The organism is Vibrio navarrensis (assembly GCF_000764325.1).
Classification (GTDB): Bacteria; Pseudomonadota; Gammaproteobacteria; order Enterobacterales; family Vibrionaceae; genus Vibrio; species Vibrio navarrensis.
Map to the genome: position 1 here is coordinate 1,255,267 of NZ_JMCG01000001.1, position 24,124 is coordinate 1,279,390.

Genomic DNA, 24,124 nt, shown 5'->3' on the forward strand with positions numbered 1-24,124 from the left:
GGTAAGGGGCTAGCGCTATATAATGTCACGCTATAAAATAATTTGATAAATATCAAAAAAAATTGAGAGCGAGAGTTTAACTTGCCCGATATGTGTGCTGTTTCAAACATTGTGCTGCACTTTGATTCTTAACGTAACAGAACGCCCTTTGATAACCCGTGACCAAGTGTCACACATAACAAGATTTATCCGTTGGATGCGCGTCGCTGAAATCATCAATCAACTGAACGCGATCGGGCGGACCCCATTTTTATTTTGTAGAGGATTATCACTGTGACACGAATTATCGTTGTTGGCGGCGGTGCTGGCGGCCTTGAATTGGCCACTAAACTGGGCCGCACATTGGGTCGTAAAAAACGCGCCCAAATTACCCTAGTCGATCGCAAATCAAGCCATTTATGGAAACCCTTGTTGCACGAAGTGGCAACGGGATCGCTGGATGAAGGCGTGGATGCGCTCAGTTACCGTGCGCACGCGAAAAACCACAGCTTCGATTTTCAGCTAGGCAGCCTATGTGGCATCGATCGTCAACGCAAAGTGATTACACTGAGTGAGCTGACCGATGAACATGGTGAGTTGCTGCTGCCAGGTCGCGAACTGGAGTACGACATTCTTGTGCTGGCGATCGGTTCAACGTCTAACGATTTCAATACTCCCGGGGTAAAAGAGCACTGTATTTTCCTCGACAGCCCGGAGCAGGCACACCGTTTTCGCACAGAAATGAATAACCAGTTCCTCAAACTGCACGCGAAAAATGGTCAGGGAAGCGTTGATATTGCGATTGTAGGAGCGGGCGCGACCGGTGTTGAACTCTCCGCAGAGCTGCACAATGCGATTAAAGAGCTGCGCACTTACGGATTTGGTGACCTAGATTCGAGTAAGCTCAACGTCAACTTAGTGGAAGCGGGTGAGCGCATTTTGCCTGCGTTGCCACCACGCATCTCTTCGGCTGCGCATCATGAATTGGTGAAGCTTGGCGTGAATGTTCGCACTGCGACTATGGTGACCAAAGCTGAAGCCGATGGCTTAACCACCAAAGATGGCGAGAAGATCTCAGCGCAAATCATGGTTTGGGCGGCTGGCATTAAAGCCCCTGATTTCATGAAAGAGATTGCTGGTTTGGAAACTAACCGTATCAATCAACTGGTGGTGAAGAACACATTACAAACCACGCGCGATGACGACATTTTTGTTATCGGTGATTTGGCGCAATGCACGCAACATGATGGCAAATTTGTACCGCCTCGTGCTCAGGCCGCGCACCAAATGGCGAGTCATGCGTTTAGCAACATCATTGCCAAGCTCAACGGCCGTGAGTTGAAGGACTATGTGTACAAAGATCATGGTTCGCTGGTTTCATTGAGCCGTTTCTCGACGGTAGGCAGCCTGATGGGCAACCTCACCAAAGGCTCAATGATGGTGGAAGGGCGCATTGCGCGCGTGGTGTATATTTCGCTTTACCGCATGCACCAAATGGCGCTGCATGGTGTGTTCAAAACCGGTCTGATGATGCTAGTAGGGCGGATCAACCGAGTGCTTCGTCCAAACCTCAAGCTGCACTAATTCATCGCATGAAATAATCCATCAGATGAAAGTAGAGCCGGAGCATTTTCGCTCCGGTTTTTTTTCGGCAGTATACTAAGGTTCAGCAAAGCTCTCTGGTGCACTTATTCAACTGAGACATATTGCTCGTCTAGAGATCTTCTGTCAGGTTTTCGTCCAGTAGAAGGTATATCCCCAAAAACGCTCCGTATTTGTCAGCCGCTTGCTTGGTTATAATGCGTGCCCAATTTCCCTGTGTCGTTATTAAAAGGTCATACCATGAGTCAATATGTTGTCTGTGCGCTCTACAAGTTTGTTGAGCTCAACCATTACCAAGAGCTAAGAGCGCCGCTGTTGGCACTGATGGAAGAGAACCACATTCGCGGTACATTACTGCTGGCGCAAGAAGGCATTAACGGCACAGTCGCTTCTTCGCGCCAAGGGATTGATGCGCTGTTGGCGTGGCTAGACCGCGAGCCAAGTTTAAAAGGCACTGTGTATAAAGAGTCTTTGGCGAGTGAGCCGCCGTTTAACCGCACTAAGGTCAAACTCAAGAAAGAGATTGTGACCATGGGCGTTGAAGGCATCGACCCGCGTCATGTGGTGGGTACTTACGTCAAACCGCAAGATTGGAACCAGCTCATCTCCGACCCGGAGGTATTGGTGGTCGATACGCGTAATGACTACGAAGTGCAGTTAGGTACGTTTAAAAACGCGCTCAACCCGAAAACCGAGACGTTCCGCGAGTTTCCACACTATGTGCAGGAAAATCTTGACCCGCAAAAGCATAAGAAAGTCGCCATGTTCTGTACTGGCGGCATTCGCTGCGAAAAATCCACCGCCTATTTGAAAGAACAAGGCTTTGACGAGGTGTATCACCTTGAAGGCGGTATTTTGAAATACCTTGAAGAAGTGCCGCAAGAGCAAAGCCTGTGGCAAGGCGATTGCTATGTGTTTGACGGACGAGTAGCGGTCGGACATGGCTTATCTGAGAGTGACTATCAAGTCTGTAATGCTTGTCGTCTACCGATTACTGAGGACGACAAACAGAGCGAGCAGTATGAGCAAGGCGTCAGTTGTCCGCGCTGTTTTGGGACGCACACCGACGAACAATTGGCCCGTTTTCGTGAGCGTGAGAAGCAAGTTCAATTGGCGAAGCTGCGCGGTGAAAACCACATCGGAGAAGATAGTGCACAGGTGATCGAAGCTCGTCGAGCGGAAAAACTGGCGCGCAAAGCGGCGCAGCGTAACCAGAAAGGCTAACCCAGTGGGCGACAAAAGAGGCTGATTTAGCCAATAAACGCTAACCAACACAAAGGAGCGCTATGGTGCTCCTTTGTGTTATTTCACATTAAATGACGGCGATAAACGACTAGAACAGATCACTGGGAATCAACGAATAGACCACACCGTCTCTTGGCTCGCCGTGAAAAAGAAAACGATGGCGAGCGGTCGATTCTCGTTTGGCATGACAGCGTTCAATCAGTTTTTGACTGGCGAGGTTTTCAGGATCGCAGACAATTTCAATACGGCTCACCTGCAACTTGGCAAAGCAAAACTCGACTAAAGCGGTGATGGCCTCTCTCGCGTTTCCCTGACGCTGATACTTATCGGCAATCCAATAACCAATACTGACCATATTGTAGGTGTGATAGAGCTCATTAATCGCCACCATTCCGAGTAGTTGCCCATTCTCGCGATGGAAAATACCAAAGCCGTATCCATCGGCTTTTACCCAGTTTAGGCGGGTGGTCAGCAAGAACTGCTGCGCCTCTTTGAGAGTAAAATCGGCATGGCACCAATCGACCCATTGATGTAGCGATGGCGAAGTGCGAATCAGCTTTGCCAAAGGTTCGGCTTCATTGGCGTTGATGAGACGCAGGCAAAGACGTGACGTAATGATTTGAAAATCTGGGCTCATTTTGCTCTCTTTCAGCGTTTGTTTATTTCGCTTCCCTGAACCGACAAAGTGTTTTGATTGCGTTTGAGGGAAATAAACAAAAGCCCTCGTTTGAGGGCTTTGAATAGACATAAATCGATTTTATTCCACGCGGCGAACTTGAATCACGATGCCCAGTAACGGGTGGTCGAGGTAGTGGGTTTCACCACTGCGCATACGGCGTTTTTGATCCATGCGGTAGCTTTTGAGGAACTGTTCCACTTGTACCGTTGGAGACACTTGCGCCAAGTTCCCCAGTTGTACATTGCCATCCACTTGCCCAAGCTGTTCGGTGTTTTCATCCAGTGGGCTGGATTCTAGTTTCACTTCACGCACGCTAGGCGCTTTGAGATCTAAGGTGCTTTCGACGAACAGATAGTGCTGCACATAGACTTGCAAAGTGCCGTCGAGTTCGTACAGCGGATTATCGATACGCACTTCGCTAATGCCATCGGCAACGACCTGCTCTGGCTCGGCCTGCTTTTCACTGCCGTCAGGATTAAACTGCGCAGAATAATCCTTACCACCTAAAATACGGAAAATGGGCGCAGAACTTTTGCCTTTGTCATCTTGTCGCCAAGCCGTGTGCAGCAATACTGTGAATCCTGCATGTCTGTCGAGCGTCTCTTTTTGCGATCGCAATTGGTACTGCTCATAAGGCAACATCTGTACGCCCTTAGCTTCACGATAAGCGGCGTCCTGAAACTCATGTGCTTGCGCTTTATTGATCTCCGGCAGTTGGTTTGGCCAGGATTCATTAGTCTGCTGGGCATCTAGGTTACGTTTAAAAATGATAACCTCGATATCAAATTGTCTCTGCGCCCACGAAGGGAGTGACACACAAAGAAGGAGCAGAGGGATCAAGAATCTCATCGGATAACTAGCTCACTGGTAATAAATTCTGATTAAACTCGTTCAGTAAATCACGAATAAACTGAACACGTTGGCGGCGGTCGGTCAATGGTACGCTAAACTTGAACTTAGTTGGACCTTCCATTGCAAATTTTTTCGGCTGCGACTGCAATAGTCTGACCAAATACGCGGGGTTTATGTCAGCGTTGGGATAAAATTCGATAAACCCGCCTTTATCATGCGCTTCGATTTTTTTCACTTTGATGTTGGCAGCAAGAATCTTTAACTCTGAGATTGCCAAGAGATTTTTCGCTGCGTCGGGTAATAAACCAAAGCGGTCGATCAATTCCACTTTGAGCTCGTTGAGTTCCTCTTCACCCTCCACGCTGGCAATGCGTTTATACATCGACAAACGACTGTTGACGTCGGGGATGTAATCATCCGGGAGTAGGGCGGGTATGCGGATCTCGACTTCAGTTTGTTCACGTAAAAGCTCATCCAGTGACGGTTCCTTGCCTTCTTTCAAGGCTTGAACCGCTTGCTCAAGCATCTCCATGTAAAGTGAGAAACCGACCGATTGGATCTGACCGCTCTGCTCTTCGCCGAGAAGCTCACCTGCGCCGCGGATCTCAAGATCGTGGGTAGCCAACGTAAAACCCGCCCCTAAATCTTCCAGAGAGGCAATCGCATCAAGACGTTTGATCGCATCTTTGGTCATGGATTTGGGATACGGCGTCAGCAAGTAAGCGTAAGCTTGGTGGTGCGAGCGCCCCACACGGCCACGTAGCTGATGCAGTTGGGCGAGGCCAAGATTGTCAGCGCGATCCATGATAATGGTGTTGGCGGTTGGGACGTCGATACCCGTTTCGATGATGGTGGTACACACCAGCAAATTAAAACGCTGATGGTAGAAATCGTTCATCACGCGTTCGAGCTCACGCTCACGCATCTGGCCGTGGGCGACAGTAATTCGCGCCTCAGGTACTAGTTTGGTCAAATCCGCTGCGACTTTCTCGATGGTTTCCACTTGATTGTGCAGGAAGTAAACCTGACCACCGCGCATGATTTCGCGCAAGATCGCTTCGCGTACCACCGCATCATCCCGCTCGCGCACAAAGGTTTTGATCGACAGGCGACGCGCTGGTGGAGTGGCGATGATGGACAAATCGCGCATGCCGCTCATTGCCATATTGAGTGTGCGCGGGATAGGGGTTGCAGTCAGAGTGAGAATGTCGACATCGGCACGCATCGCTTTGACTTTCTCCTTTTGCCGCACGCCGAAACGGTGCTCTTCATCGACAATCAGTAGGCCAAGATCGTTAAACTTGAGTTCAGACGAGAGCAGCTTGTGCGTGCCGACCAGAATGTCGACCTTGCCACTCGCGACATCCTCAAGGATCTGTTTCTGCTCTTTCGCGGATTTAAAGCGCGACAGCACTTCAACTCGGATCGGAAGATTGGCAAAGCGATCGCGAAAGTTCTCAAAATGCTGCTGGGCAAGCAAGGTCGTTGGGACGAGTACCGCGACCTGTTTGCTGTTGTCGGTGGCAACAAACGCGGCGCGCATGGCCACTTCGGTTTTGCCAAAGCCAACGTCACCACACACTAGGCGGTCCATCGCTTTGGCTTGGCACATGTCTGATAACACCGCGTTGATTGCCATCGCTTGATCGTCCGTTTCCTCAAAAGGAAAACCGGATTTAAAGCTGGCGTACTGGCCACGATCCAACGCAAATTTGTAGCCCGGCTTGAGCTCGCGCTTGGCATAAACGTCCAGCAGCTCTGCCGCGACATCGCGCACTTTTTCCGCCGCTTTGCGCCGCGCTTTGGCCCAAGCTTCGCCGCCAAGTTTGTGCAGCGGAGCGCTCTCTTCCGCGCCGCCAGAGTAACGGCTGATGAGGTTTAGCGACGCCACGGGAACGTACAATTTCGCCTCGTTTTGATACTCCAACATCATGTATTCGGCTTTGATACCGCCCGCTTCGAGCGTCTCTAAACCGATATAGCGGCCGATACCGTGATCAATGTGTACTACAGGTTGGCCCGGTTTGAGCTCGGCAAGATGACGGATAACGGTATCGCTGTTGACGTTACGCTTATCTTTTTTACGCCGTTGGATAACGCGATCGCCAAGCAGATCGCTCTCGCAGACAAAAGCAAAGCCGCGCTCGGGGTGAATAAAGCCGCGTTCAGTGGCGCCGATCACCAAAGTAAAGCGGTTTTCCTGTTGCAACGCTTCATCCAAGCTAGCCGATATCGTCGGACGAAGCTTGATCCCTTGCAACAGCTCGGTTAAGGCTTCGCGTCGTCCTTCGGATTCGACGGAGAAGACAATTTTTCCGTTAAAGCTTTCGCTAAATTTGCGCAGTTGTGCCAGCGGCTCTTTGCTGTTTTGTTGCACGGCCAGTTCAGGTAGTGCTTGCAGAGGCAAATTGCTGCGGCCTGCTTTTTCTTCAATGGCTGCGACAGAGAGGCACGTTTGAGCGAATGGCTTGATGCGAGCGTAAAGCTCATCCTTCTTTAGCCACAGTTGCGCTGGTGGTAAGAGGGGGCGCAGCGGATCGACTTTTTTCTGCTCGTAGCGGTAATCGACATCACTGAGAAACTGATCCATCGCCAGATCGATGTCGCCGACCGTGATGAAGTGTGAATCACTAGCGACGTAGTCAAACAAGGTTTCGGTTTGTTCAAAAAACAGCGGTTGCCAATATTCTATGCCCGCCGGCCAAGTCCCCTTGCTCACTTGCATGTAAACCGATTCTGGTTCTCGGCGCGCATCAAACTGGCTACGCCAGCGAATACGGAAATCTTCAATCGCCGCTTCAGTGGTGGGGAACTCGTGAGCGGGCAACAGGCGAATTTCCTGTACGGCGTCGGTAGAGCGCTGATTCTCTGGATCGAAGGTGCGAATGGTGTCGATTTCGTCATCAAAGAAATCTATCCGATAAGGATCATGACTGCCCATTGGATAGAGGTCCAAAATGGAACCTCGGCTAGCGTACTCTCCCGGGCCAAATACTTGATCGACGTGGCGATAACCGGAGTTGTCTAATTGCAGGCGAAGTTTTTCCAGTGAATAGCGATCGCCCACTTTGACCATCAAGGTATGTTGCAGCAGGAAGTCGCGCGGTGATTGACGCTGAAGTAAGGTGCTGACTGGAACAATGGTGATGCCGTTGGTTTGCCCCGGCAGTTGGAACAAGGTCGCGATGCGTTCAGAAATAATATCTTGGTGTGGCGAGAAATTGTCGTACGGCAGCGTCTCCCAATCGGGGAACACTGTCACCGGCTCACGGTAAAACTGTTCGACTTCTGCTTGCAGTTTCAACGCGCTTTGTGGGTCGGGTACCACTAAAACTGTGTGGCTGGAGGCTGCTTTTGCCAGTTCAGCGATGGAGAGTGCGAGCGATGCGCCCGGTAAGCAGCCAATATGTTTTTTGTCGCCTGCACCGTTTGCGCCGCAGACCGATAAGATAGGTTGAACAGTTTTCATTGTGGGTTATTTTGAATCTCTTTCCAGGGTTCGCTGACGAAGTATTTTTTGCTGCTGATGGAGTGCCGCTTTGATCAAAAGGTCTTGATCAGAATCACGCAGCAACTGGTACTTCATGGTGATTTCGAACTGCTGTTCGTGCGCCTCACAGGTTGTTACTTGCGCGTAACAATAAATCGCCGCCGCCGGGCTCTCGAGAAACAGTTTTACCCGCGCGAGTTGCCCGACCGGTACTGTTTGTGCGCAGAGGTAACTCACTTGGCTAGCGCCAAAGCGAGTAGTTTTAAAGCGCAGTTTAGGGTCATCTTGCTGGGAGAGCATGAAACTGAGAAGCAAATTGAGTTTGGAATTTTGTGCATCGAGCAAACTGATCACGCTTTTGAAATCGCTATTTTTCAGCTCATGACGGGCATGATCCGCCATTTGATCGAGTTGGCTAAATTCGCTGGCGACGATAAACGGGGTCGGGATTTCTGCCAAAAATGCTTCTTCCGAAGGCAGAGTTGATGACGTGGGCAACAGCTCGACGTTAACCGTTAAGGTTGAATGGACGGTAAAAAACTCTTGATCTGTCATGCTGTTGTTCCTTATTCGTCATCTTGAATTGGCAAGATGAATCTTCAAGTGATTGATTATCGCTAACTTCGCTTAGTTATCAAGCTCTGTTCTAGTCAATTGGCCTACATCCCAGCCTCACTCATCACTAAATTGGCAAAATTGCGGTGAATTCTTCGTGGCTTACTCAATTTTAGCTATATTCGTGCCATCTTTCTGGTTAGAGTAACCAGTTGGATTGATTATCGGTTTTTACAATGTTTTATCCAGTATCGCTATTTGTTGGGCTGAGGTATCTGCGCGGGCGTTCCGGTGACAGATTCAGTCGCTTCGTCTCTTATATGTCCACTGCGGGCATCACCATCGGCGTGATGGCGCTGGTCACGGTGCTCTCGGTGATGAACGGTTTTGAAGCGCAGCTTAAAGAACGTATTTTGGGCGTGTTGCCGCAAGCGGTTGTCTCCTATCAAGACGAAACACCTTGGCAAGCCAGTGCGCCCGAATTTGTTCGAGAGCTTTCACCCTCGCGCACCCCAGTACCGATTGTGCGCGGCGAAGCGGTGATTCAAAGCGCAGCAGAGCTTTCGGTGGGCTATTTGATTGGCATTGATTCAAGCTTTGACGATCCTATCGCCGAACATTTAATCGCAGGTTCTGTCGCTGACCTTCATGCTGGTGAATATCAAGTGTTCCTTGGTCATACGCTCGCAAGAAATCTCAATGTATCCATAGGCGATAAAGTGCGTCTTATGGTGACCAGCGCCAGCCAGTTCACCCCATTGGGGCGCATTCCAAGCCAGCGCAATTTTACCGTTGCAGGCATGTTTAACACAGGTTCAGATATTGATGGCCAGTTGATGGTGACGCACATCAACGATGCGGCCAGACTGCTTCGATTGAGCAAGCAAACCATCTCTGGATGGCGGCTGTTTTTTGACGATCCGTTTGAAGTGACGCAAGTGGCTAAGCAAAACCTGCCTGAGGGTTGGCAGTGGAGTGACTGGCGTGAGCAGCGCGGTGAGCTGTTTCAAGCGGTGAAAATGGAAAAGAACATGATGGGCCTGATGCTTGGGCTGATTGTTGGTGTCGCGGCGTTTAATATTATTTCGGCGCTGGTTATGGTGGTGATGGAAAAGCAAGCTGAAGTGGCGATTTTGAAGACTCAAGGCATGAGCCAGCGCCACATCATGACGATTTTCATGGTGCAGGGGGCGAGCAGTGGCGTGATTGGCGCGCTGGTGGGCGGTGGCGCCGGTGTCTTACTGTCGCTTAATCTCAACAGCTTGCTCAACGCCGCTGGAGTGGCGCTGTTCACCTTCGGTGGCAGCCTGCCTGTGGTGATCCAGCCATGGCAAATCTTCTGGGTGATTTTATTGGCGGTTCTACTTAGCCTTGTGGCTACGCTCTATCCTTCCTACCGCGCATCGTCTGTTAAACCTGCTGAGGCTCTTCGCTATGAATAAGTTGTTAAAGTGTCATCACGTGAGCAAAACCTATCAGGAAGGTGAACTCACTACCGAAGTACTCAAAGGCGTGAGCTTTGAGATGGATAAAAGTGAGTTAGTGGCGATTGTTGGTACCTCTGGCTCAGGCAAAAGTACCTTGCTGCACATTCTCGGCGCCTTGGATGATGCCACTGAGGGCGAGGTAGAGTTTCTTAATTACCGCTTGTGTACCCTCAGCAGTAATAAGCAAGCGAAGCTGCGTAACCAGCATCTCGGTTTTATCTATCAGTTTCATCATCTGTTGGCAGATTTCTCGGCGCTGGAAAATGTGGCGATGCCTTTGTTAATTGCCGGCGTGCCATTGGCTCAAGCTAAGCAAGAAGCGCAGCAACTCTTGGAAAAAGTCGGCCTGAAACATCGCGTTTTACACCGCCCATCAGAACTGTCTGGCGGTGAGCGCCAACGTGTAGCGATTGCGCGCGCTTTAGTCAATAAACCGGAACTGGTGTTGGCTGATGAACCGACAGGCAACCTTGACCACAAGACGGCAGTGCAAATTTACGATCTGATGCGTGAGTTAAATCGTGAGTCGGGCACCGCGTTTTTGGTGGTGACGCACGACAATGAGTTGGCGGCGAAGATGGATCGACAAATGACGATGCAAGATGGCCTGCTGACTCACCCAACCGAAAGTGAGATGAAGTGATGTTTTCTTCTTTGGCACTGATGATCGGCCGCCGTTTTAGTAAAGCCAAGCAGCGCAATAAAATGGTGTCGTTCATCTCTCTCTCATCCACAATTGGTATTGCCGTTGGTGTAGCGGTGATCATTATCGGTCTATCGGCAATGAATGGTTTTGAGCGGGAATTGCAGTCACGCGTGTTGTCAGTTATTCCTCACGCAGAACTCGAGGGCGTGCGTGGTCCGGTTGCCGACTGGCGCAAAGTGATCTCACAGGTTACAGCGCACCCCAACGTGGTGGCCGCCGCGCCGTATGTAAAATTCACGGGTTTGGTCGAGCGCGGCGATCAGCTCAAAGCGATCGAAGTGCGTGCAGTAGAGCCAGACTATGAACAAGCAGTGTCCAGCATGGCGCAGTTTATCGATGCCACCGCGTGGCAGGCATTCACACCGGGTAAAAATCAAGTGATTTTGGGGCGTGGCGTCGCGAGCGAAATCGACGCTAAGGCCGGTGACTATGTCACTCTCTTAATTCCGCAAGTGGGTAATACCAGCAAAGTACAGGCACCTAAGCGGGTTCGCGTACAGGTGGTTGGCTTTCTTACGCTCAACGGACAAATCGATCACAATGTTGCCTTAGTACCCCTAGCCGACGGACAGCAATACACGGCGTTAGGTGATGGAGTGACGGGCATCGCACTGCGTACTAACGATGTGCTGAATGCGCAAAGTATCGTGCGTGATGTCGGGCAGAAGATCGACATTTATGTCTATTTACGCAGTTGGAAGCAGAAATTTGGCTTTCTATACCGCGATATCCAACTGGTGCGCACCATTATGTATCTAGTGATGGTACTGGTGATTGGCGTCGCCTGTTTTAATATCGTCTCCACCTTAATGATGTCGGTCAAAGACCGCGCTGGAGAAATTGCCATTTTGCGCACTATGGGCGCCTCGGATCGCCTAGTGCGGCGCATCTTTGTTTGGCAAGGTGTTTTCTCCGGTGTGCTTGGTAGTGTGCTCGGCAGTGTCATTGGCGTGTTGGTGGCATTAAACCTCACTACCTTAATCAAAGGGCTAGAAGGTTTGCTCGGTCATCAATTCCTATCGGGTGATATCTATTTTGTTGATTTTCTACCCACACAACTGCGCTATGAAGATGTGCTGATTGTGTCAGGCACCGCGATCATATTGAGTATTCTTGCCACTTGGTATCCCGCACTCAGAGCCGCCAAACTCCAACCTGCTGCGGTGTTGAGTAGTAAGTAATCCTTTGCAGAGACGCTAAAACGACAAAAGGACCGTTTGGTCCTTTTGTTTTTACTGCTTTCATTGCAGCCGTTTTCATTCACTCAGTGCGATAAATCGAAACTTATGCCACTGCTTGCCAACACTTAAGCATCTTACGTTATCTTGCTTGACGCTTCTGCCAACTTCTCACGACAGAGTAACGCCACAAACCGCGAATACCAAAGTAGCCGACAATCGACGAAACCACGCCGCAGATGGTGCAGCCGAGTAAAAACGGAGGGCCAATGGTGCTCATTTGTTCAATGATGAAGTCCCAAGAAAGCTCGAAATGAAAAGGTTGTGGCGGAACATTCATCACGAAAGCGCCGAGTTTGTAGGCGAAGTAAAACAGCACGGGCATGGTGATTGGATTACTTACCCAAACCAGTGCCACTGAAAGCGGCAAATTGACACCAAGCAAAACCGCTAAACCCGCTGACATGATCATCTGACTCGGTAGAGGAACAAAAGCCATAAACAGGCCAACAGCAAAAGCACCTGCCGCAGAACGGCGATTTAGGCACCACAAATTGGGGTTGTATAAAACGTTACCAAACACTTTCAATGCTTTTTGACGTTTTATCAGCTCATGGTCTGGCATGAAGCGTTTGATCAGCTTTCTTGGCATAGGACAACATGACTCTCTTAGGTAACAATTGGTTCTTGGCTTCGTTCTCAGCGACCCTTATCTCGGCGAATTATTGGCCGATCATGCCTTCCTGGCGATGGTTATTGCTAATAGTGATTGCCATCTTATTAATTATGAGACTGAAAAGGTGGCGGAGCTCACTCGGTATTGGCTTGGCGCTTGTGGTTGCGATTTGTTCGGGAAATCTAATCCAGCGGAAAGCGGACACCCTGTTTCAGGCAGGGGTGAATATTACCATAAACGGGCAAGTTGACAGCCCCTTTAAGCAAATAAGTCACGGCTATGAAGGTATTATTTATATTACGCACATTAATGGCCAGCCACTGACGTTTTTTGAACGAGCAAAAGTTCGCCTAATTGCGCCAATTTTGCTCACTCAGGGTGATCTCCTTGCTGGCCGAGTAAACATCAAACCCATTTATGGACTGCTGAATCAAGCTGGATTTGACAGTGAAACGTTCGCTCTCAGCCAACAAGTCTTAGCCAGAGCAACACTTGATCTACGGCATTCGTGGCGGGTTACGTCGAGGTACTCGGTTAGATCGGCGCTGATTGAAAAAGTCTCCCTGCAATTGGCGGAGGCATCGCACTCAGCTTTGCTAATGGCACTCAGTTTTGGCGTGCGTGACCAGATCGAGACGCAACAGTGGCAGCAGCTCAAACAGAGTGGATTGATTCATCTTCTTTCGATCTCTGGCCTGCATATAGGTATGGCGTTTGGTTGTGGCTATTGGCTCGGCCATTGGATGCGGGTAGGGCAAAGGCCCCTTCTTTTTGTGCCGACTATGCTCGGTTTGGTGTTTGCTTGGGCTTATGCCTGGTTGGCCGGCTTTACCCTACCGACTCAGCGAGCACTCATCTTTTGTCTCTTGATGGCATCGTTCTCCTTGATGAACGGGCAGATAAGTCGTTGGAGTACCTTACTTTTGGTGCTGGCATGCTGTTTAGTGTTATCACCTTTTTCCCCGCTTTCTTCTAGCTTCTGGTTATCTTTTCTCGCCGTCGGCGCGGTTTTTCTCACCATCAACCAAGGTCATTTTCATGCCTCATGGCGAAAGAGAGCAACAAACCTGCTACTCACACAAGCATTGTTACTGCTGTTTCTCGCGCCAGTGACTGGACACTTCTTTTCAGGTTTTAGTGTTGCCGCTCTGGCATACAACTTAGTGTTTATCCCCTGGTTTACGCTGGCGGTGGTTCCTTTGGTGCTGGCTGGTTTGTTGTTTTCGGCCTTAGCTTTGTCAAGCGTCGCCGCGCTCATTTGGCAACTGGCAGATTGGTCTTTACAACCGCTAAGCCTGCTGTTGCCTTACGCACGCCACGGATGGTGGCCACTCACCGACGGGCAGATAGCCATTATCACCCTTTTGGCTCTGCTGATCCTGCTTCGACGCCTGTTTACCCCCAGTTTTGCGTTGACTGCCTTTGGGATAAGCATGGCGATGAGCATAGGTCATCGTCAGCAGAGTGATATCCGTATTGATCTATTGGATGTCGGCCATGGGCTGGCGGTATTGATTGAGAAAAATAAACACCTGCTGCTTTATGACACAGGCAAAGGGTGGTTGGACGGCAGTATTGCCCAACAGATCATTGAGCCTGTGATGCTTAAAAGGGGACATCGGGAACTGGATGGTCTGATTCTTAGTCACCTAGACAACGACCATGCTGGAGGAAAAGCGTATGTAGAGGCGATGCTGTCTCCGAAATGGCGCATGAGCAGTTCGCAGCAAGAGCACTATTTACCCTGTCTTCGTGGTGAGCAGCATGAATGGCAAGGGATGCTGCTTGAAGTACTGTGGCCCCCGAAACTGGTTAAGCGCGCCTATAACCCTCACTCGTGCGTGATTCGGCTCAGCGATAGGGAAAATCAGTTTTCAATCTTACTCACGGGAGACATTGATGCCGTCGCCGAGTGGATCTTGGCTCGAGAGCCTGAAGCGGTGCGAAGCGATATTATGCTGGTCCCGCATCATGGTAGTTTAACCTCGTCCTCACCCGATTTTGTCGCCGCAGTCGCGCCGCAGTTGGCGTTGGCCTCTCTCGCCAAAGGTAACCAGTGGGGCATGCCGAGAAAAGAGGTGCTACGCACTTATCAGCAGCAGGCGGTGCGCTGGCTAGATAGTGGAGAAGAAGGGCAGATTACGGTTTGGGTTCACCAAGGTCGTTGGTCAGTAAAAACGCTGCGCAGCAATAGTTTGCAGCCTTGGTATAGGCAGATGCTGCGGAACCAAGTAGAATGACCGCTTGATTAAAGAAAAGAATCTCTTATCTATGTCGATTACAGCAGATGAATCAACTTGGCGCACTTTTAAGCGTCTGTGGACTTTTATCCGTCTTTACAAATCTGGATTAGCCGTTGCCGTTGTTGCATTGGTGATTAACGCCGTTTCTGATACCTACATGGTTTCGTTGCTCAAACCGCTTCTTGATGAAGGGTTTGGCAGTGCCGAATCAGACTTCCTTCGTACCTTGCCATTGATTATTTTCGCCATGATGTTCATTCGTGGTGTCAGCAGTTTTATCTCTGCGTATTGCTTGAGTTGGGTCTCTGGGAACGTGGTGATGCAAATCCGTCGTATGGTGTTTAACCACTATATGCAAATGCCAGTCTCGTTTTTTGATCGTGAAAAATCGGGTAGTTTGCTGTCACGGATAACCTACGATTCAGAACAGGTCTCAGCTGCAACCAGTCAGGCATTGGTAAGCATAGTGCGTGAAGGCGCAAGTATTATTGGCTTGTTAGTACTGATGTTCTACAACAGCTGGCAGCTTTCTCTGGTGTTGATTTTGGTTGCCCCTGTTGTGGCATGGGGGATCGGCGTGGTGTCTAAGCGCTTTCGTAAAATCTCCAAAAATATGCAAACCATTATGGGTGTTGTTACCAGTTCAGCGGAACAGATGCTCAAAGGGCATAAAGTGGTGCTGAGTTATGGTGGTCAGGACGTTGAAAAGCAGCGCTTTGATAAAGTCAGCAACCAAATGCGTCAGCAGAGCATGAAGCTTGTCACGGCACAAGCGGCCGCTAACCCGATCATTCAGATGATTGCATCGGTTGCCATTGTTGTGGTGCTTTATTTGGCGAGCGTTGACTCAATAAAAGAGCAACTGACCCCCGGGACTTTCACTGTAGTTTTCTCTGCGATGTTTGGGCTCATGCGCCCGTTAAAAGCGCTGACAAGTGTCACTTCGCAGTTCCAACGTGGTATGGCCGCGGCGCAGACGCTGTTTGCGCTGGTGGATATTGAACCGGAGAAAAACCACGGAACTCATACAGTAGAGCGCGCAGAAGGGTTTGTTGCGGTAAAAGATATCTCGTTTACTTATCAAGGCACGGAAAAGCCGGCGCTGCAGCATGTCTCTTTTGATATACCGAAAGGCAAAACGGTAGCGTTGGTTGGCCGTTCTGGTTCAGGCAAAAGTACCATAGCGAATCTGTTCACCCGTTTTTACGATGTCGATGAAGGCTCAATTGAGCTAGATGGCGTTGATATTCGTGACTATGAACTGAAAAATTTACGCACTCACTTTGCTTTAGTATCACAAAATGTCCACCTGTTTAACGATACCTTGGCGAACAATATTGCTTATGCTGCGGAAGACAAGTATAGCCGTGCCGATATTGAACGTGCCGCTGAACTGGCTCATGCGATGGAGTTTATCTCCAAAATGGAACATGGTCTCGATACGGTTATCGGTGAAAATGGTGCCAGTTTGTCTGGGGGCCAGCGTCAACGGATTGCTATCGCTCGGGCATTGCTGCGTGATGCGCCAGTACTGATCCTCGATGAAGCAACTTCTGCTTTGGATACTGAATCAGAAAGGGCAATTCAATCTGCATTAGATGAGTTGCAAAAAGACAAAACCGTCTTGGTCATTGCGCACCGCTTGTCAACCATTGAACAAGCAGACCAGATCTTAGTGGTCGATGACGGAACCATTATCGAACGAGGCTCGCACGCTGAGCTGATCGCCAAAGATGGCGCTTATGCCCAGCTGCATAAGATTCAGTTTGGTGACTCCTAGTGGTCGAAAAAATTTGGTTTGAGAACCACCCGATCAAGTATCTATTGTGGCCGCTGCTGTGGCCACTCTCTTTGCTGTTTGGTGTTATCAGCCGTCGTAAGAAACAGGCCTATCTGCTCGGCAAAAAAACTGCCTATAGAGCACCTGTGCCAGTGGTCGTCGTGGGTAATATTACGGCTGGCGGCAATGGTAAGACCCCAGTTGTGGTTTGGCTGGTGGAAGCGTTGCAACAACAGGGTTTCAAACCCGGCGTTGTTTCACGCGGCTATGGTGCGAAAGCGTCAAGTTATCCCTTGCTCGTTGATGAAACGACTTTAACCGCACATTGTGGTGACGAACCCAAGCTGATTTTTCAACGTACTGGCGCCCTTGTGGCGGTTGATCCCAATCGCCCTCAAGCGGTAAAAGCGCTTCTAAGCCAAGGGGTGGATGTCATTATCAGCGATGATGGCTTGCAACATTATGCCTTACAGCGTGACGTTGAAATCGTCGTGGTTGATGGGCAGCGACGCTTTGGCTCAGAGCAGTTGATTCCACTTGGCCCACTGCGTGAACCCGTTTCACGCTTACTTAGTGTCGATTTTGTCATCACCAACGGTGGTAAGGCTAAGCCGGATGAAATTGGTATGACACTAGCGCCGGGAAAAGCCATTAACTTGCTTACAGGAGAGCAGGTAGAAGTGCAATCGCTCGCCGCTCTGGTCGCTTTTGCTGGCATTGGCCATCCGCCGCGTTTTTTTGCCACGTTAGAGCAGTTAGGCGCTAAATTAGTGGCTACCCAAGAGTTTGCTGATCACCAAGATTTTGAGCAGAAAGCGTTGGAGAAATTGGTTATTCAGGGTGAAAACGTCATAATGACAGAAAAAGATGCGGTCAAGTGCCGCCAATTTGCCCTGAAGAACTGGTGGTATTTACCGGTATCGGCGCAGTTTGATTTGCACAAAGAACAACAGATTTTACAAAGAATAACAGAGGTTATAAGAAAGTATGGATCACCGTCTGCTTGAGATTGTTGCGTGCCCAGTATGCAAAGGAAAATTAACATTCGATAAAGATAATCAGGAGTTGATCTGTAAGCTCGATCGTCTCGCCTACCCAATTAAAGAGGGTATTCCTGTATTACTTGAGCCAGAGGCTCGCAGTATGGCCATGGACGAGGGGCGCTAATGTCATTCACGGTTGTTATTCCTGCTCGTTACCAGTCTAGCCGTCTGCCGGGCAAGCCACTGGCGGATATTGCGGGTAAACCAATGATTCAGTGGGTTTACGAACAAGCGATCCAAGCAGGTGCGCAAGATGTGATTATTGCGACCGATGATGAGCGTGTTGCTGATGCTGTTGTTGCTTTTGGTGGCAAAGTCTGTATGACGTCACCGAATCATGAATCGGGTACCGAGCGCCTTGCGGAAGTGGTGAAAAGCATGGGCATTGCCGACGATCACATTATTGTGAATGTGCAGGGTGATGAGCCGCTGATTCCACCAGCGATCATTCGTCAAGTGGCGGATAATTTAGCCGCGAGCACTGCGCCTATGGCGACTCTTGGCGTTGCGATAACCAACGAAGAGGAAGTGTTCAATCCCAATGCGGTGAAGGTTGTAACAGACAAAGAAGGCTATGCACTTTATTTTAGCCGCGCAACCATTCCCTGGGATCGCGATGCGTATGCGCGCGGTGAAAAACTGCCGCCTCAGGCATTGATGCGTCACATTGGTATCTACGCTTACCGCGCAGGTTTTATCAATACGTACGTTAACTGGCAACCAAGCTCATTGGAAAAGATCGAGTGCCTTGAGCAACTACGTGTGCTCTGGTACGGTGAGAAAATTCATGTTGCACTGGCAAAAGAAGCGCCACCGGCGGGCGTGGATACCCCCGCGGATCTTGAGCTTGTAAGGCACATTGTTAGCCAAGCAAACAAGTAAAATCAAAAAAGCCTAATGTGTAGTACGTTAGGCTTTTGTTTACTCAATCGTGCATAAAACAGAATTGTGTGTCTCTACTCCTTGGCGGGACACGTGGCCAGAACTTCGCGATGCCCGGATTCCTTCACTTCTTCCAAGATCACTTCAAAGCCCCAAATACGATACAAGTGTTTTAGCACTTCTTCATAGCTTTTATCCAGCGGGATCCGATTGTGCGGCACATATTGCAGTGTCAGCGAACGGTCACCACGCACATCGACATTGAAGACCTGAATATTTGGCTCTAGGTTCGACAAATTATACTGTGCGGCCAATGCTTCTCTGATTTTTCGATATCCGCTATCGTCATGAATCGCATTCACTTCAATAAAGTTTTTACGGTCGTCATCTTGAATAGCAAACAGTTTAAAATCGCGGATGATTTTAGGTGACAAGTACTGGCTGATAAAACTCTCGTCTTTAAAGTTATGCATAGCGAAATGAACGGCGTCTAGCCAGTTGCTGCCAGCGAGTTCCGGGAACCATTCACGGTCTTCATCGGTGGGTTCTTCACAGATACGTTTGATGTCTCTGAACATGGCAAACCCGAGTGCATACGGATTGATACCACTGAAATAGGGGCTGTTATAGGGGGGCTGAGCGACCACACTGGTATGACTGTGCAAAAATTCCAGAATGAACTTATCGGACACTAATCCCTCGTCGTAAAGATGATTCAAAATCGTGTAATGCCAGAAAGTTGCCCAGCCTTCGTTCATCACTTGAGTCTGTTTTTGCGGATAAAAGTATTGGCTGATTTTTCTCACGATACGCACAATTTCACGCTGCCACGGCTCAAGCAATGGCGCATGCTTTTCAATAAAGTAGAGGATGTTTTCCTGCGGCTCACTGGGGAATCGAATCTGATTGCGCTCTTCTTTGGCTTTGGCTTTCGGCACAGTTCGCCACAGCTCATTGACCTGTGATTGCAAGTACGCTTCGCGCTCCTCTTGGCGGGCTTTCTCTTCGTTGATTGAAATCTTCTCTGGCCGTTTGTAACGATCAACGCCAAAATTCATCAGTGCATGACAGGAATCGAGCAGTTTTTCCACTTCGGTTTCACCATACTTGATTTCGCACTCAGCAATGTAATTTTTGGCAAAAAGTAAGTAGTCAATGATAGAACTGGCGTCGGTCCAGGTTTGAAATAGATAATTGCCTTTGAAGAAGGAGTTATGTCCATAACAAGCGTGTGCCATGACCAAAGCTTGCATGGTGACGGTGTTCTCTTCCATCAAGTAGGCGATGCAAGGGTTGGAGTTGATCACAATCTCATAGGCTAAGCCCATTTGTCCGTGTTTGTAATTTTGCTCAGTTTGAATAAATTTTTTGCCGAACGACCAGTGGTTGTAGTTGATTGGCATACCGATGCTTGAATAGGCATCCATCATCTGCTCTGAGGTGATCACTTCGATCTGATTAGGGTAAGTGTCCAGACGATAGTGCTCTGCCACCCGCTTTATCTCTTGATGGTATTTATCCAGCAGTTCGAAAGTCCAGTCAGGTCCATCTGGTAAGGTTTTACGCTTTTGCTTAGTTTTGGTTGTCATGCGCAGTCCTCCTATGCCGTCTCTTTCTGGAACAGCTCTCTAAATACCGGGAAGATATCCTCTACTGAGCGGATATTCTTCATCGCAAAGTTGTCGAAGCTTTCTCCTAATTTTTCATATTCGTGCCAAAGAGTTTGGTGAGAACGACGTGTAATCTCAATGTAAGCGTAGTACTGGCAGTTAGGCAGTAACTTATTGGTTAACAGTTCACGACAGCGTGGAGAGTCATCTGCCCAGTTATCGCCGTCGGAAGCTTGTGCAGCGTAAACGTTCCATTCTCCAACGGGATAGCACTGCTTGACAATGTCATCCATCAACTTGAGAGCGCTGGACACAATGGTTCCCCCAGTTTCTTGAGAGTAGAAAAATTCATGCTCATCCACCTCTTTGGCCTGTGTGTGGTGACGAATAAAGACCACTTCAACATTCTCATAGGTACGAGTTAAGAACAGATAAAGCAGCACATAAAAGCGTTTTGCTATGTCCTTAGTCGCTTGATCCATTGAGCCTGAAACGTCCATCAAACAGAACATGACGGCCTGGCTCGATGGCACGGGCTTTTTCTCATAATTTTTAAAACGCAGATCAAAGGTGTCAATGAAAGGGACTGTTTCAATGCGCTTTCGCAACTCTTCAATCTCTTGTTTGATGCGCATCTCTTCCAGCTTTTGCGCTGGCTCCCTATTCTGGATGCGTTCTAATTCCTCTTCCAATTCTTGCATCAGGTGCTTTTTGCCAGCGGTCATCGCGGTGCGACGAGCCAAAGACTGTTGCAGAGAACGAACAACAGAGATGTTGGATGGAATACCGGCAGTTTGGAAACCTGCTCGGTGTTTTTTCCACTCGGTAATTTTATTGACTTGGTTTTTCTTCAGATTGGGCAGCGCCAGATCTTCAAACAGGATGTCGAGATACTCGTCTTTTGAAATCTGAAAGACGAAATCATCTTGTCCCTCACCGTCGGCGCTTGCGTCGCCTTCACCGGAACCGCCACCGCCTTGTCCTCCTTTTGGCCGTTCGATCTTATCACCAGTGATAAATTGGTCGTTTCCCGGGTGTACACGCTCGCGTAGTCCGCCTTTCCCCTGATGGAAAATAGGTTCCTTGATATCTTTGTGCGGAATGGCAACATCTTCACCGGTCTCGGTATTGGTGATCGAGCGGCGATTTACTGCATCCGCAACAGACTCTTTGATTTGCTCTTTGTAGCGTCTCAAGAAGCGCTGTCTGTTGACAGCGCTCTTATTCTTGCCATTGAGCCTCCGGTCGATAAATTGCGCCATGAAATTCCCCTCTCCATGTTCCACAAGACCTAACTCATTGCTCTGGGTTAGGACGATTTACGTACACGCAGGTACCACTCGGAAAGTAGGCGTACTTGTTTCTCGGTGTAGCCTTTTTCCATCATACGAGCAACGAAGTCGTCATGTTTCTTCTGATCGTCAGAAGAGGTTTTCGCGTTGAAAGAGATAACCGGAAGCAGATCTTCTGTGTTGGAGAACATTTTCTTCTCGATGACGGTGCGCAGTTTTTCGTAGCTGGTCCAAACCGGATTTTGTCCATTGTTATTGGCTCGAGCACGCAGAACAAAATTGACAATCTCATTGCGGAAATCTTTCGGATTAGAAATACCCGCGGTTTTCTCGATTTTTTCCAACTCGCCATTTAGGGCAGAACGGTCGAATAACTGGCCAGTTTCCGGATCACGGTACTCTTGATCTTGAATCCAGAAATCGGCGTAGGTGACGTATCTGTCAAAGATATTCTGGCCATATTCAGAGTAAGACTCGAGGTAGGCAGTTTGAATTTCTTTGCCAATAAACTCCACGTAGCGCGGGACGAGGTAGCCTTTGAGAAACTCTAGGTAACGATCTGCCGTATCTTGTGGGAACTGCTCCCGTTCGACTTGCTGCTCAATCACATAGAAGAGATGAACCGGGTTTGCCGCCACTTCAGTATGGTCAAAGTTAAACACACGCGAGAGGATCTTAAAGGCGAAACGGGTAGAAAGACCTTTCATCCCTTCATCGACACCCGCGTAGTCGCGGTACTCTTGATAACTCTTCGCTTTTGGATCGGTATCTTTTAAGGTTTCACCGTCATAGACGCGCATTTTTGAGTAAATCGACGAGTTTTCTGGCTCTTTCAAACGAGACAGAATACTGAACTGAGCCAGTAGTTCGAGCGTGCTCGGTGAACAAGGTGCTTTGGACAGCTCGGAGTGCTCAAGGAGTTTCTGGTAGATTTTAACCTCTTCTGAAACACGCAAACAGTAAGGGACTTTGACGATATAAACCCGATCAAGGAACGCTTCGTTGTTCTTGTTGTTTCTAAAAGTTTGCCATTCTGACTCGTTCGAGTGCGCGAGAATCATGCCATCAAATGGAATGGCTGACAGCCCTTCAGTGCCGTTAAAGTTCCCTTCTTGAGTTGCGGTCAAAAGTGGATGCAACACCTTGATCGGGGCTTTAAACATCTCGACGAATTCCATTAAACCTTGGTTCGCTTTACACAACGCACCTGAGTAGCTGTAAGCATCCGGATCGTCTTGCGAATAATGTTCAAGACGACGAATGTCGACTTTACCAACCAAGGAGGAAATGTCTTGGTTGTTCTCATCGCCCGGTTCGGTTTTGGCGATGCCAATTTGGTCGAGAATGGAAGGACGCACTTTCAGCACTTTAAATTTGCTGATATCCCCCCCGAATTCGTGCAAACGTTTTGCCGCCCAAGGCGACATGATGGAGCGTAAGTAGCGTTTTTCAATGCCATACTCCTGCTGTAGGATATCGCCGTCTTCATTGACATCAAACAGGCAGAAAGGGTGGTCGTTGACCGGGCTACGCTGCCCGTTTGCGCTCAAGACATAAATGGGCATTTGCTGCATTAAGGCTTTGAGTTTTTCCGCCAGTGAGGATTTACCACCGCCAACCGGACCGAGCAAATAGAGGATCTGTTTGCGTTCTTCTAACCCTTGCGCGGCGTGTTTTAGGTAAGAAACGATCTGCTCGATCGCATCTTCCATGCCATAAAAATCTTTAAACGTTTTGTAGCGTGAGATGACACGGTTAGAAAATAGTCTGCTGAGGCGAGGATGATGCGAGGTGTCGATCAGCTCTGGCTCTCCAATCGCCATAAGAAGTCGTTCTGCTGCATTTGCATAGGCACTTTTGTCATCTTTGCACAGCGCAAGGAAGTCTTGTATCGACATCTCTTCGTCTTTTGCTGCTTCATAGCGAGCTTGATAGTGGTCAAAAATACTCATGTCACATTCCCCTTCTTATTCAGTCTGCTGACGAACGTTGGCAAATATCGTCCCTTCTCAAGGATAAGCCTAGACCGCGATTTGCAATTTTGCTTAACAATTATGTGTTTATTTAAAAAAATACTTGTTGAGATGTGGTGTCGATCGCCTCTTTCCATGGTGCTCAAACAGATTGAATTCAGGAAGAATATGGGTTCTTATGGCGATATTTTTGGTGTCAATTTGCCTGATGCAAGGAGCGAAGAGTGACGTTTAAGGGCGCAAAAAGATGTGGTTTGATGTGGCAAAAGAACAATGGCTAAAAAAACAAGGCTGGCCCATTTGCCAGCCTTGGAGAAAACGGTTTGAGTTCGCTTATGCACTGAAGATTTGGCGCAACTCCGTGGCAGACAGATGGTACTGGCGAGGACACTTTTTCCAGCTCGCCAGCATGCGGCGGTATTTTTCTAACATCGGCATTTGACTGTTGAAATGGTGGTCTGCTTTATCAAATTGAGGATACAAGCCTTCGGAGTCGACTAAGAAACGCACGTAGTGGACCAATTGAGCTTCTGATGCGATGTCGAAACCTAGGAACTGTAGCCGACGCTGATCCACCTCTGACCGCTCGCTATCAGAGAGCATTTTGTTTGATTCCTGCATAGCGTGATACATCTCCATAATGTCGATCACTTCTTTGCAGTGTGCTTCCGAAATACAGCCAAAATCTTTGTTTAACTCACGCATCTGTAGCTCATAACCGCGCTCAATAATGGTTTTTAAACGTTGGTATTTGGCCGCATTGCTTGGGTCGAGCTGTGACATGAGTTTGTACTGATTTGATAGGATCAAACGCTGTGTGTTTGACATTTCCATGGTGACCTCACTGAAGAT

The 24,124-nt window shown here is 48.9% G+C and carries 19 protein-coding genes; 10 read left to right on the top strand and 9 right to left on the bottom strand.

Features of this window, described 5'->3' with window-relative positions:
* The first annotated feature begins 273 nt into the window (after positions 1-273).
* Both EA26_RS05710 and trhO read left to right on the top strand, forming a co-directional pair.
* On the top strand, positions 274-1,563 hold the full coding sequence (locus EA26_RS05710) for an NAD(P)/FAD-dependent oxidoreductase (protein ID WP_039425171.1): 1,290 nt from the start codon (positions 274-276) through the stop codon (positions 1,561-1,563).
* Positions 1,564-1,821: 258 nt separating this feature from the next.
* Positions 1,822-2,805: an oxygen-dependent tRNA uridine(34) hydroxylase TrhO gene (trhO, locus tag EA26_RS05715; RefSeq protein WP_039425174.1), complete on the top strand. Its 984-nt coding sequence runs from the start codon at positions 1,822-1,824 to the stop codon at positions 2,803-2,805.
* 109 nt (positions 2,806-2,914) lie between these two features.
* Here trhO and EA26_RS05720 read toward each other — a convergent pair whose 3' ends face one another.
* The 4 genes from EA26_RS05720 to EA26_RS05735 form a co-directional block, all read right to left on the bottom strand.
* Positions 2,915-3,463, bottom strand: a complete 549-nt coding sequence (locus EA26_RS05720) for a GNAT family N-acetyltransferase (RefSeq protein ID WP_039425177.1) — start codon at positions 3,461-3,463, stop codon at positions 2,915-2,917.
* Positions 3,464-3,583: 120 nt separating this feature from the next.
* On the bottom strand, positions 3,584-4,354 hold the full coding sequence (locus tag EA26_RS05725; protein ID WP_039425180.1) for a peptidoglycan binding protein CsiV: 771 nt from the start codon (positions 4,352-4,354) through the stop codon (positions 3,584-3,586).
* 7 nt (positions 4,355-4,361) lie between these two features.
* The gene (gene mfd / locus EA26_RS05730) at positions 4,362-7,826 is read right to left on the bottom strand and encodes a transcription-repair coupling factor (RefSeq protein WP_039425182.1); all 3,465 of its coding nucleotides are present in this window, start codon (positions 7,824-7,826) and stop codon (positions 4,362-4,364) included.
* Between the two features lie 6 nt (positions 7,827-7,832).
* Positions 7,833-8,402, bottom strand: a complete 570-nt coding sequence (locus EA26_RS05735) for a hypothetical protein (RefSeq protein WP_039425185.1) — start codon at positions 8,400-8,402, stop codon at positions 7,833-7,835.
* A gap of 236 nt (positions 8,403-8,638) precedes the next feature.
* Here EA26_RS05735 and lolC point away from each other — a divergent pair, with 236 nt between their 5' ends.
* Genes lolC through lolE form a run of 3 tightly spaced genes read left to right on the top strand, consistent with a single transcriptional unit; the run spans position 8,639 to position 11,776 of the window.
* Positions 8,639-9,844 carry a lipoprotein-releasing ABC transporter permease subunit LolC gene (gene lolC / locus EA26_RS05740; protein WP_039425187.1) on the top strand — a complete coding sequence of 402 codons (1,206 nt, stop codon included), beginning with the start codon at positions 8,639-8,641 and terminating at the stop codon, positions 9,842-9,844.
* Positions 9,837-10,532, top strand: coding sequence for a lipoprotein-releasing ABC transporter ATP-binding protein LolD (gene lolD, locus EA26_RS05745; RefSeq protein WP_039425190.1), 696 nt, complete (start codon positions 9,837-9,839; stop codon positions 10,530-10,532). Before lolC ends, lolD begins: the two co-directional genes overlap by 8 nt.
* Positions 10,532-11,776 carry a lipoprotein-releasing ABC transporter permease subunit LolE gene (lolE, locus tag EA26_RS05750; RefSeq protein ID WP_039425192.1) on the top strand — a complete coding sequence of 415 codons (1,245 nt, stop codon included), beginning with the start codon at positions 10,532-10,534 and terminating at the stop codon, positions 11,774-11,776. The genes lolD and lolE overlap by 1 nt, the downstream gene beginning before the upstream one ends.
* Before the next feature lie 139 nt (positions 11,777-11,915).
* Here lolE and EA26_RS05755 read toward each other — a convergent pair whose 3' ends face one another.
* A complete protein-coding gene (locus EA26_RS05755) occupies positions 11,916-12,425 on the bottom strand; it encodes a DUF2062 domain-containing protein (protein WP_039425193.1) in 510 nt (169 codons plus the stop codon).
* Positions 12,426-12,670: 245 nt separating this feature from the next.
* On the opposite strand from EA26_RS05755, the gene EA26_RS05760 reads away from it, so the two are divergent.
* Genes EA26_RS05760 through kdsB form a run of 5 tightly spaced genes read left to right on the top strand, consistent with a single transcriptional unit; the run spans position 12,671 to position 18,397 of the window.
* Entirely contained in the window at positions 12,671-14,689 is a 2,019-nt protein-coding gene (locus tag EA26_RS05760; RefSeq protein WP_235425316.1) for a DNA internalization-related competence protein ComEC/Rec2, read from the top strand.
* Between the two features lie 31 nt (positions 14,690-14,720).
* Positions 14,721-16,472, top strand: a complete 1,752-nt coding sequence (gene msbA, locus EA26_RS05765) for a lipid A ABC transporter ATP-binding protein/permease MsbA (protein WP_039425198.1) — start codon at positions 14,721-14,723, stop codon at positions 16,470-16,472.
* Positions 16,472-17,479 (top strand): tetraacyldisaccharide 4'-kinase, encoded by a 1,008-nt coding sequence (gene lpxK / locus EA26_RS05770; RefSeq protein ID WP_039425201.1) that lies wholly within the window; start codon positions 16,472-16,474, stop codon positions 17,477-17,479. Before msbA ends, lpxK begins: the two co-directional genes overlap by 1 nt.
* Entirely contained in the window at positions 17,460-17,639 is a 180-nt protein-coding gene (locus tag EA26_RS05775) for a Trm112 family protein (RefSeq protein ID WP_039425205.1), read from the top strand. Before lpxK ends, EA26_RS05775 begins: the two co-directional genes overlap by 20 nt.
* A complete protein-coding gene (gene kdsB / locus EA26_RS05780) occupies positions 17,639-18,397 on the top strand; it encodes a 3-deoxy-manno-octulosonate cytidylyltransferase (protein ID WP_039425208.1) in 759 nt (252 codons plus the stop codon). Before EA26_RS05775 ends, kdsB begins: the two co-directional genes overlap by 1 nt.
* A 74-nt stretch (positions 18,398-18,471) precedes the next feature.
* Here kdsB and EA26_RS05785 read toward each other — a convergent pair whose 3' ends face one another.
* The 4 genes from EA26_RS05785 to EA26_RS05800 all read right to left on the bottom strand — a co-directional run bounded on the left by EA26_RS05785 (position 18,472) and on the right by EA26_RS05800 (position 24,106).
* On the bottom strand, positions 18,472-19,986 hold the full coding sequence (locus tag EA26_RS05785) for a SpoVR family protein (protein WP_039425211.1): 1,515 nt from the start codon (positions 19,984-19,986) through the stop codon (positions 18,472-18,474).
* Between the two features lie 11 nt (positions 19,987-19,997).
* Positions 19,998-21,269, bottom strand: a complete 1,272-nt coding sequence (locus EA26_RS05790) for a YeaH/YhbH family protein (protein WP_039425213.1) — start codon at positions 21,267-21,269, stop codon at positions 19,998-20,000.
* 47 nt (positions 21,270-21,316) lie between these two features.
* A complete protein-coding gene (locus EA26_RS05795; protein ID WP_039425215.1) occupies positions 21,317-23,251 on the bottom strand; it encodes a PrkA family serine protein kinase in 1,935 nt (644 codons plus the stop codon).
* Positions 23,252-23,605: 354 nt separating this feature from the next.
* Complete coding sequence (locus tag EA26_RS05800; protein WP_039425217.1) at positions 23,606-24,106, bottom strand: YfbU family protein; 501 nt, start codon at positions 24,104-24,106, stop codon at positions 23,606-23,608.
* Positions 24,107-24,124: the final 18 nt, after the last annotated feature.

Coding starts and splice junctions, on each gene's coding strand:
- EA26_RS05800 (WP_039425217.1), bottom strand. CDS start 24,106: ATGGAAATGTCAAACACACAGCGTTTGATCCTATCAAATCAGTACAAA.
- msbA (WP_039425198.1), top strand. CDS start 14,721: ATGTCGATTACAGCAGATGAATCAACTTGGCGCACTTTTAAGCGTCTG.
- EA26_RS05790 (WP_039425213.1), bottom strand. CDS start 21,269: ATGGCGCAATTTATCGACCGGAGGCTCAATGGCAAGAATAAGAGCGCT.
- EA26_RS05735 (WP_039425185.1), bottom strand. CDS start 8,402: ATGACAGATCAAGAGTTTTTTACCGTCCATTCAACCTTAACGGTTAAC.
- EA26_RS05795 (WP_039425215.1), bottom strand. CDS start 23,251: ATGAGTATTTTTGACCACTATCAAGCTCGCTATGAAGCAGCAAAAGAC.
- kdsB (WP_039425208.1), top strand. CDS start 17,639: ATGTCATTCACGGTTGTTATTCCTGCTCGTTACCAGTCTAGCCGTCTG.
- EA26_RS05720 (WP_039425177.1), bottom strand. CDS start 3,463: ATGAGCCCAGATTTTCAAATCATTACGTCACGTCTTTGCCTGCGTCTC.
- EA26_RS05775 (WP_039425205.1), top strand. CDS start 17,460: ATGGATCACCGTCTGCTTGAGATTGTTGCGTGCCCAGTATGCAAAGGA.
- mfd (WP_039425182.1), bottom strand. CDS start 7,826: ATGAAAACTGTTCAACCTATCTTATCGGTCTGCGGCGCAAACGGTGCA.
- lolE (WP_039425192.1), top strand. CDS start 10,532: ATGTTTTCTTCTTTGGCACTGATGATCGGCCGCCGTTTTAGTAAAGCC.
- lolD (WP_039425190.1), top strand. CDS start 9,837: ATGAATAAGTTGTTAAAGTGTCATCACGTGAGCAAAACCTATCAGGAA.
- EA26_RS05785 (WP_039425211.1), bottom strand. CDS start 19,986: ATGACAACCAAAACTAAGCAAAAGCGTAAAACCTTACCAGATGGACCT.
- EA26_RS05725 (WP_039425180.1), bottom strand. CDS start 4,354: ATGAGATTCTTGATCCCTCTGCTCCTTCTTTGTGTGTCACTCCCTTCG.
- EA26_RS05755 (WP_039425193.1), bottom strand. CDS start 12,425: ATGCCAAGAAAGCTGATCAAACGCTTCATGCCAGACCATGAGCTGATA.
- trhO (WP_039425174.1), top strand. CDS start 1,822: ATGAGTCAATATGTTGTCTGTGCGCTCTACAAGTTTGTTGAGCTCAAC.
- lolC (WP_039425187.1), top strand. CDS start 8,639: ATGTTTTATCCAGTATCGCTATTTGTTGGGCTGAGGTATCTGCGCGGG.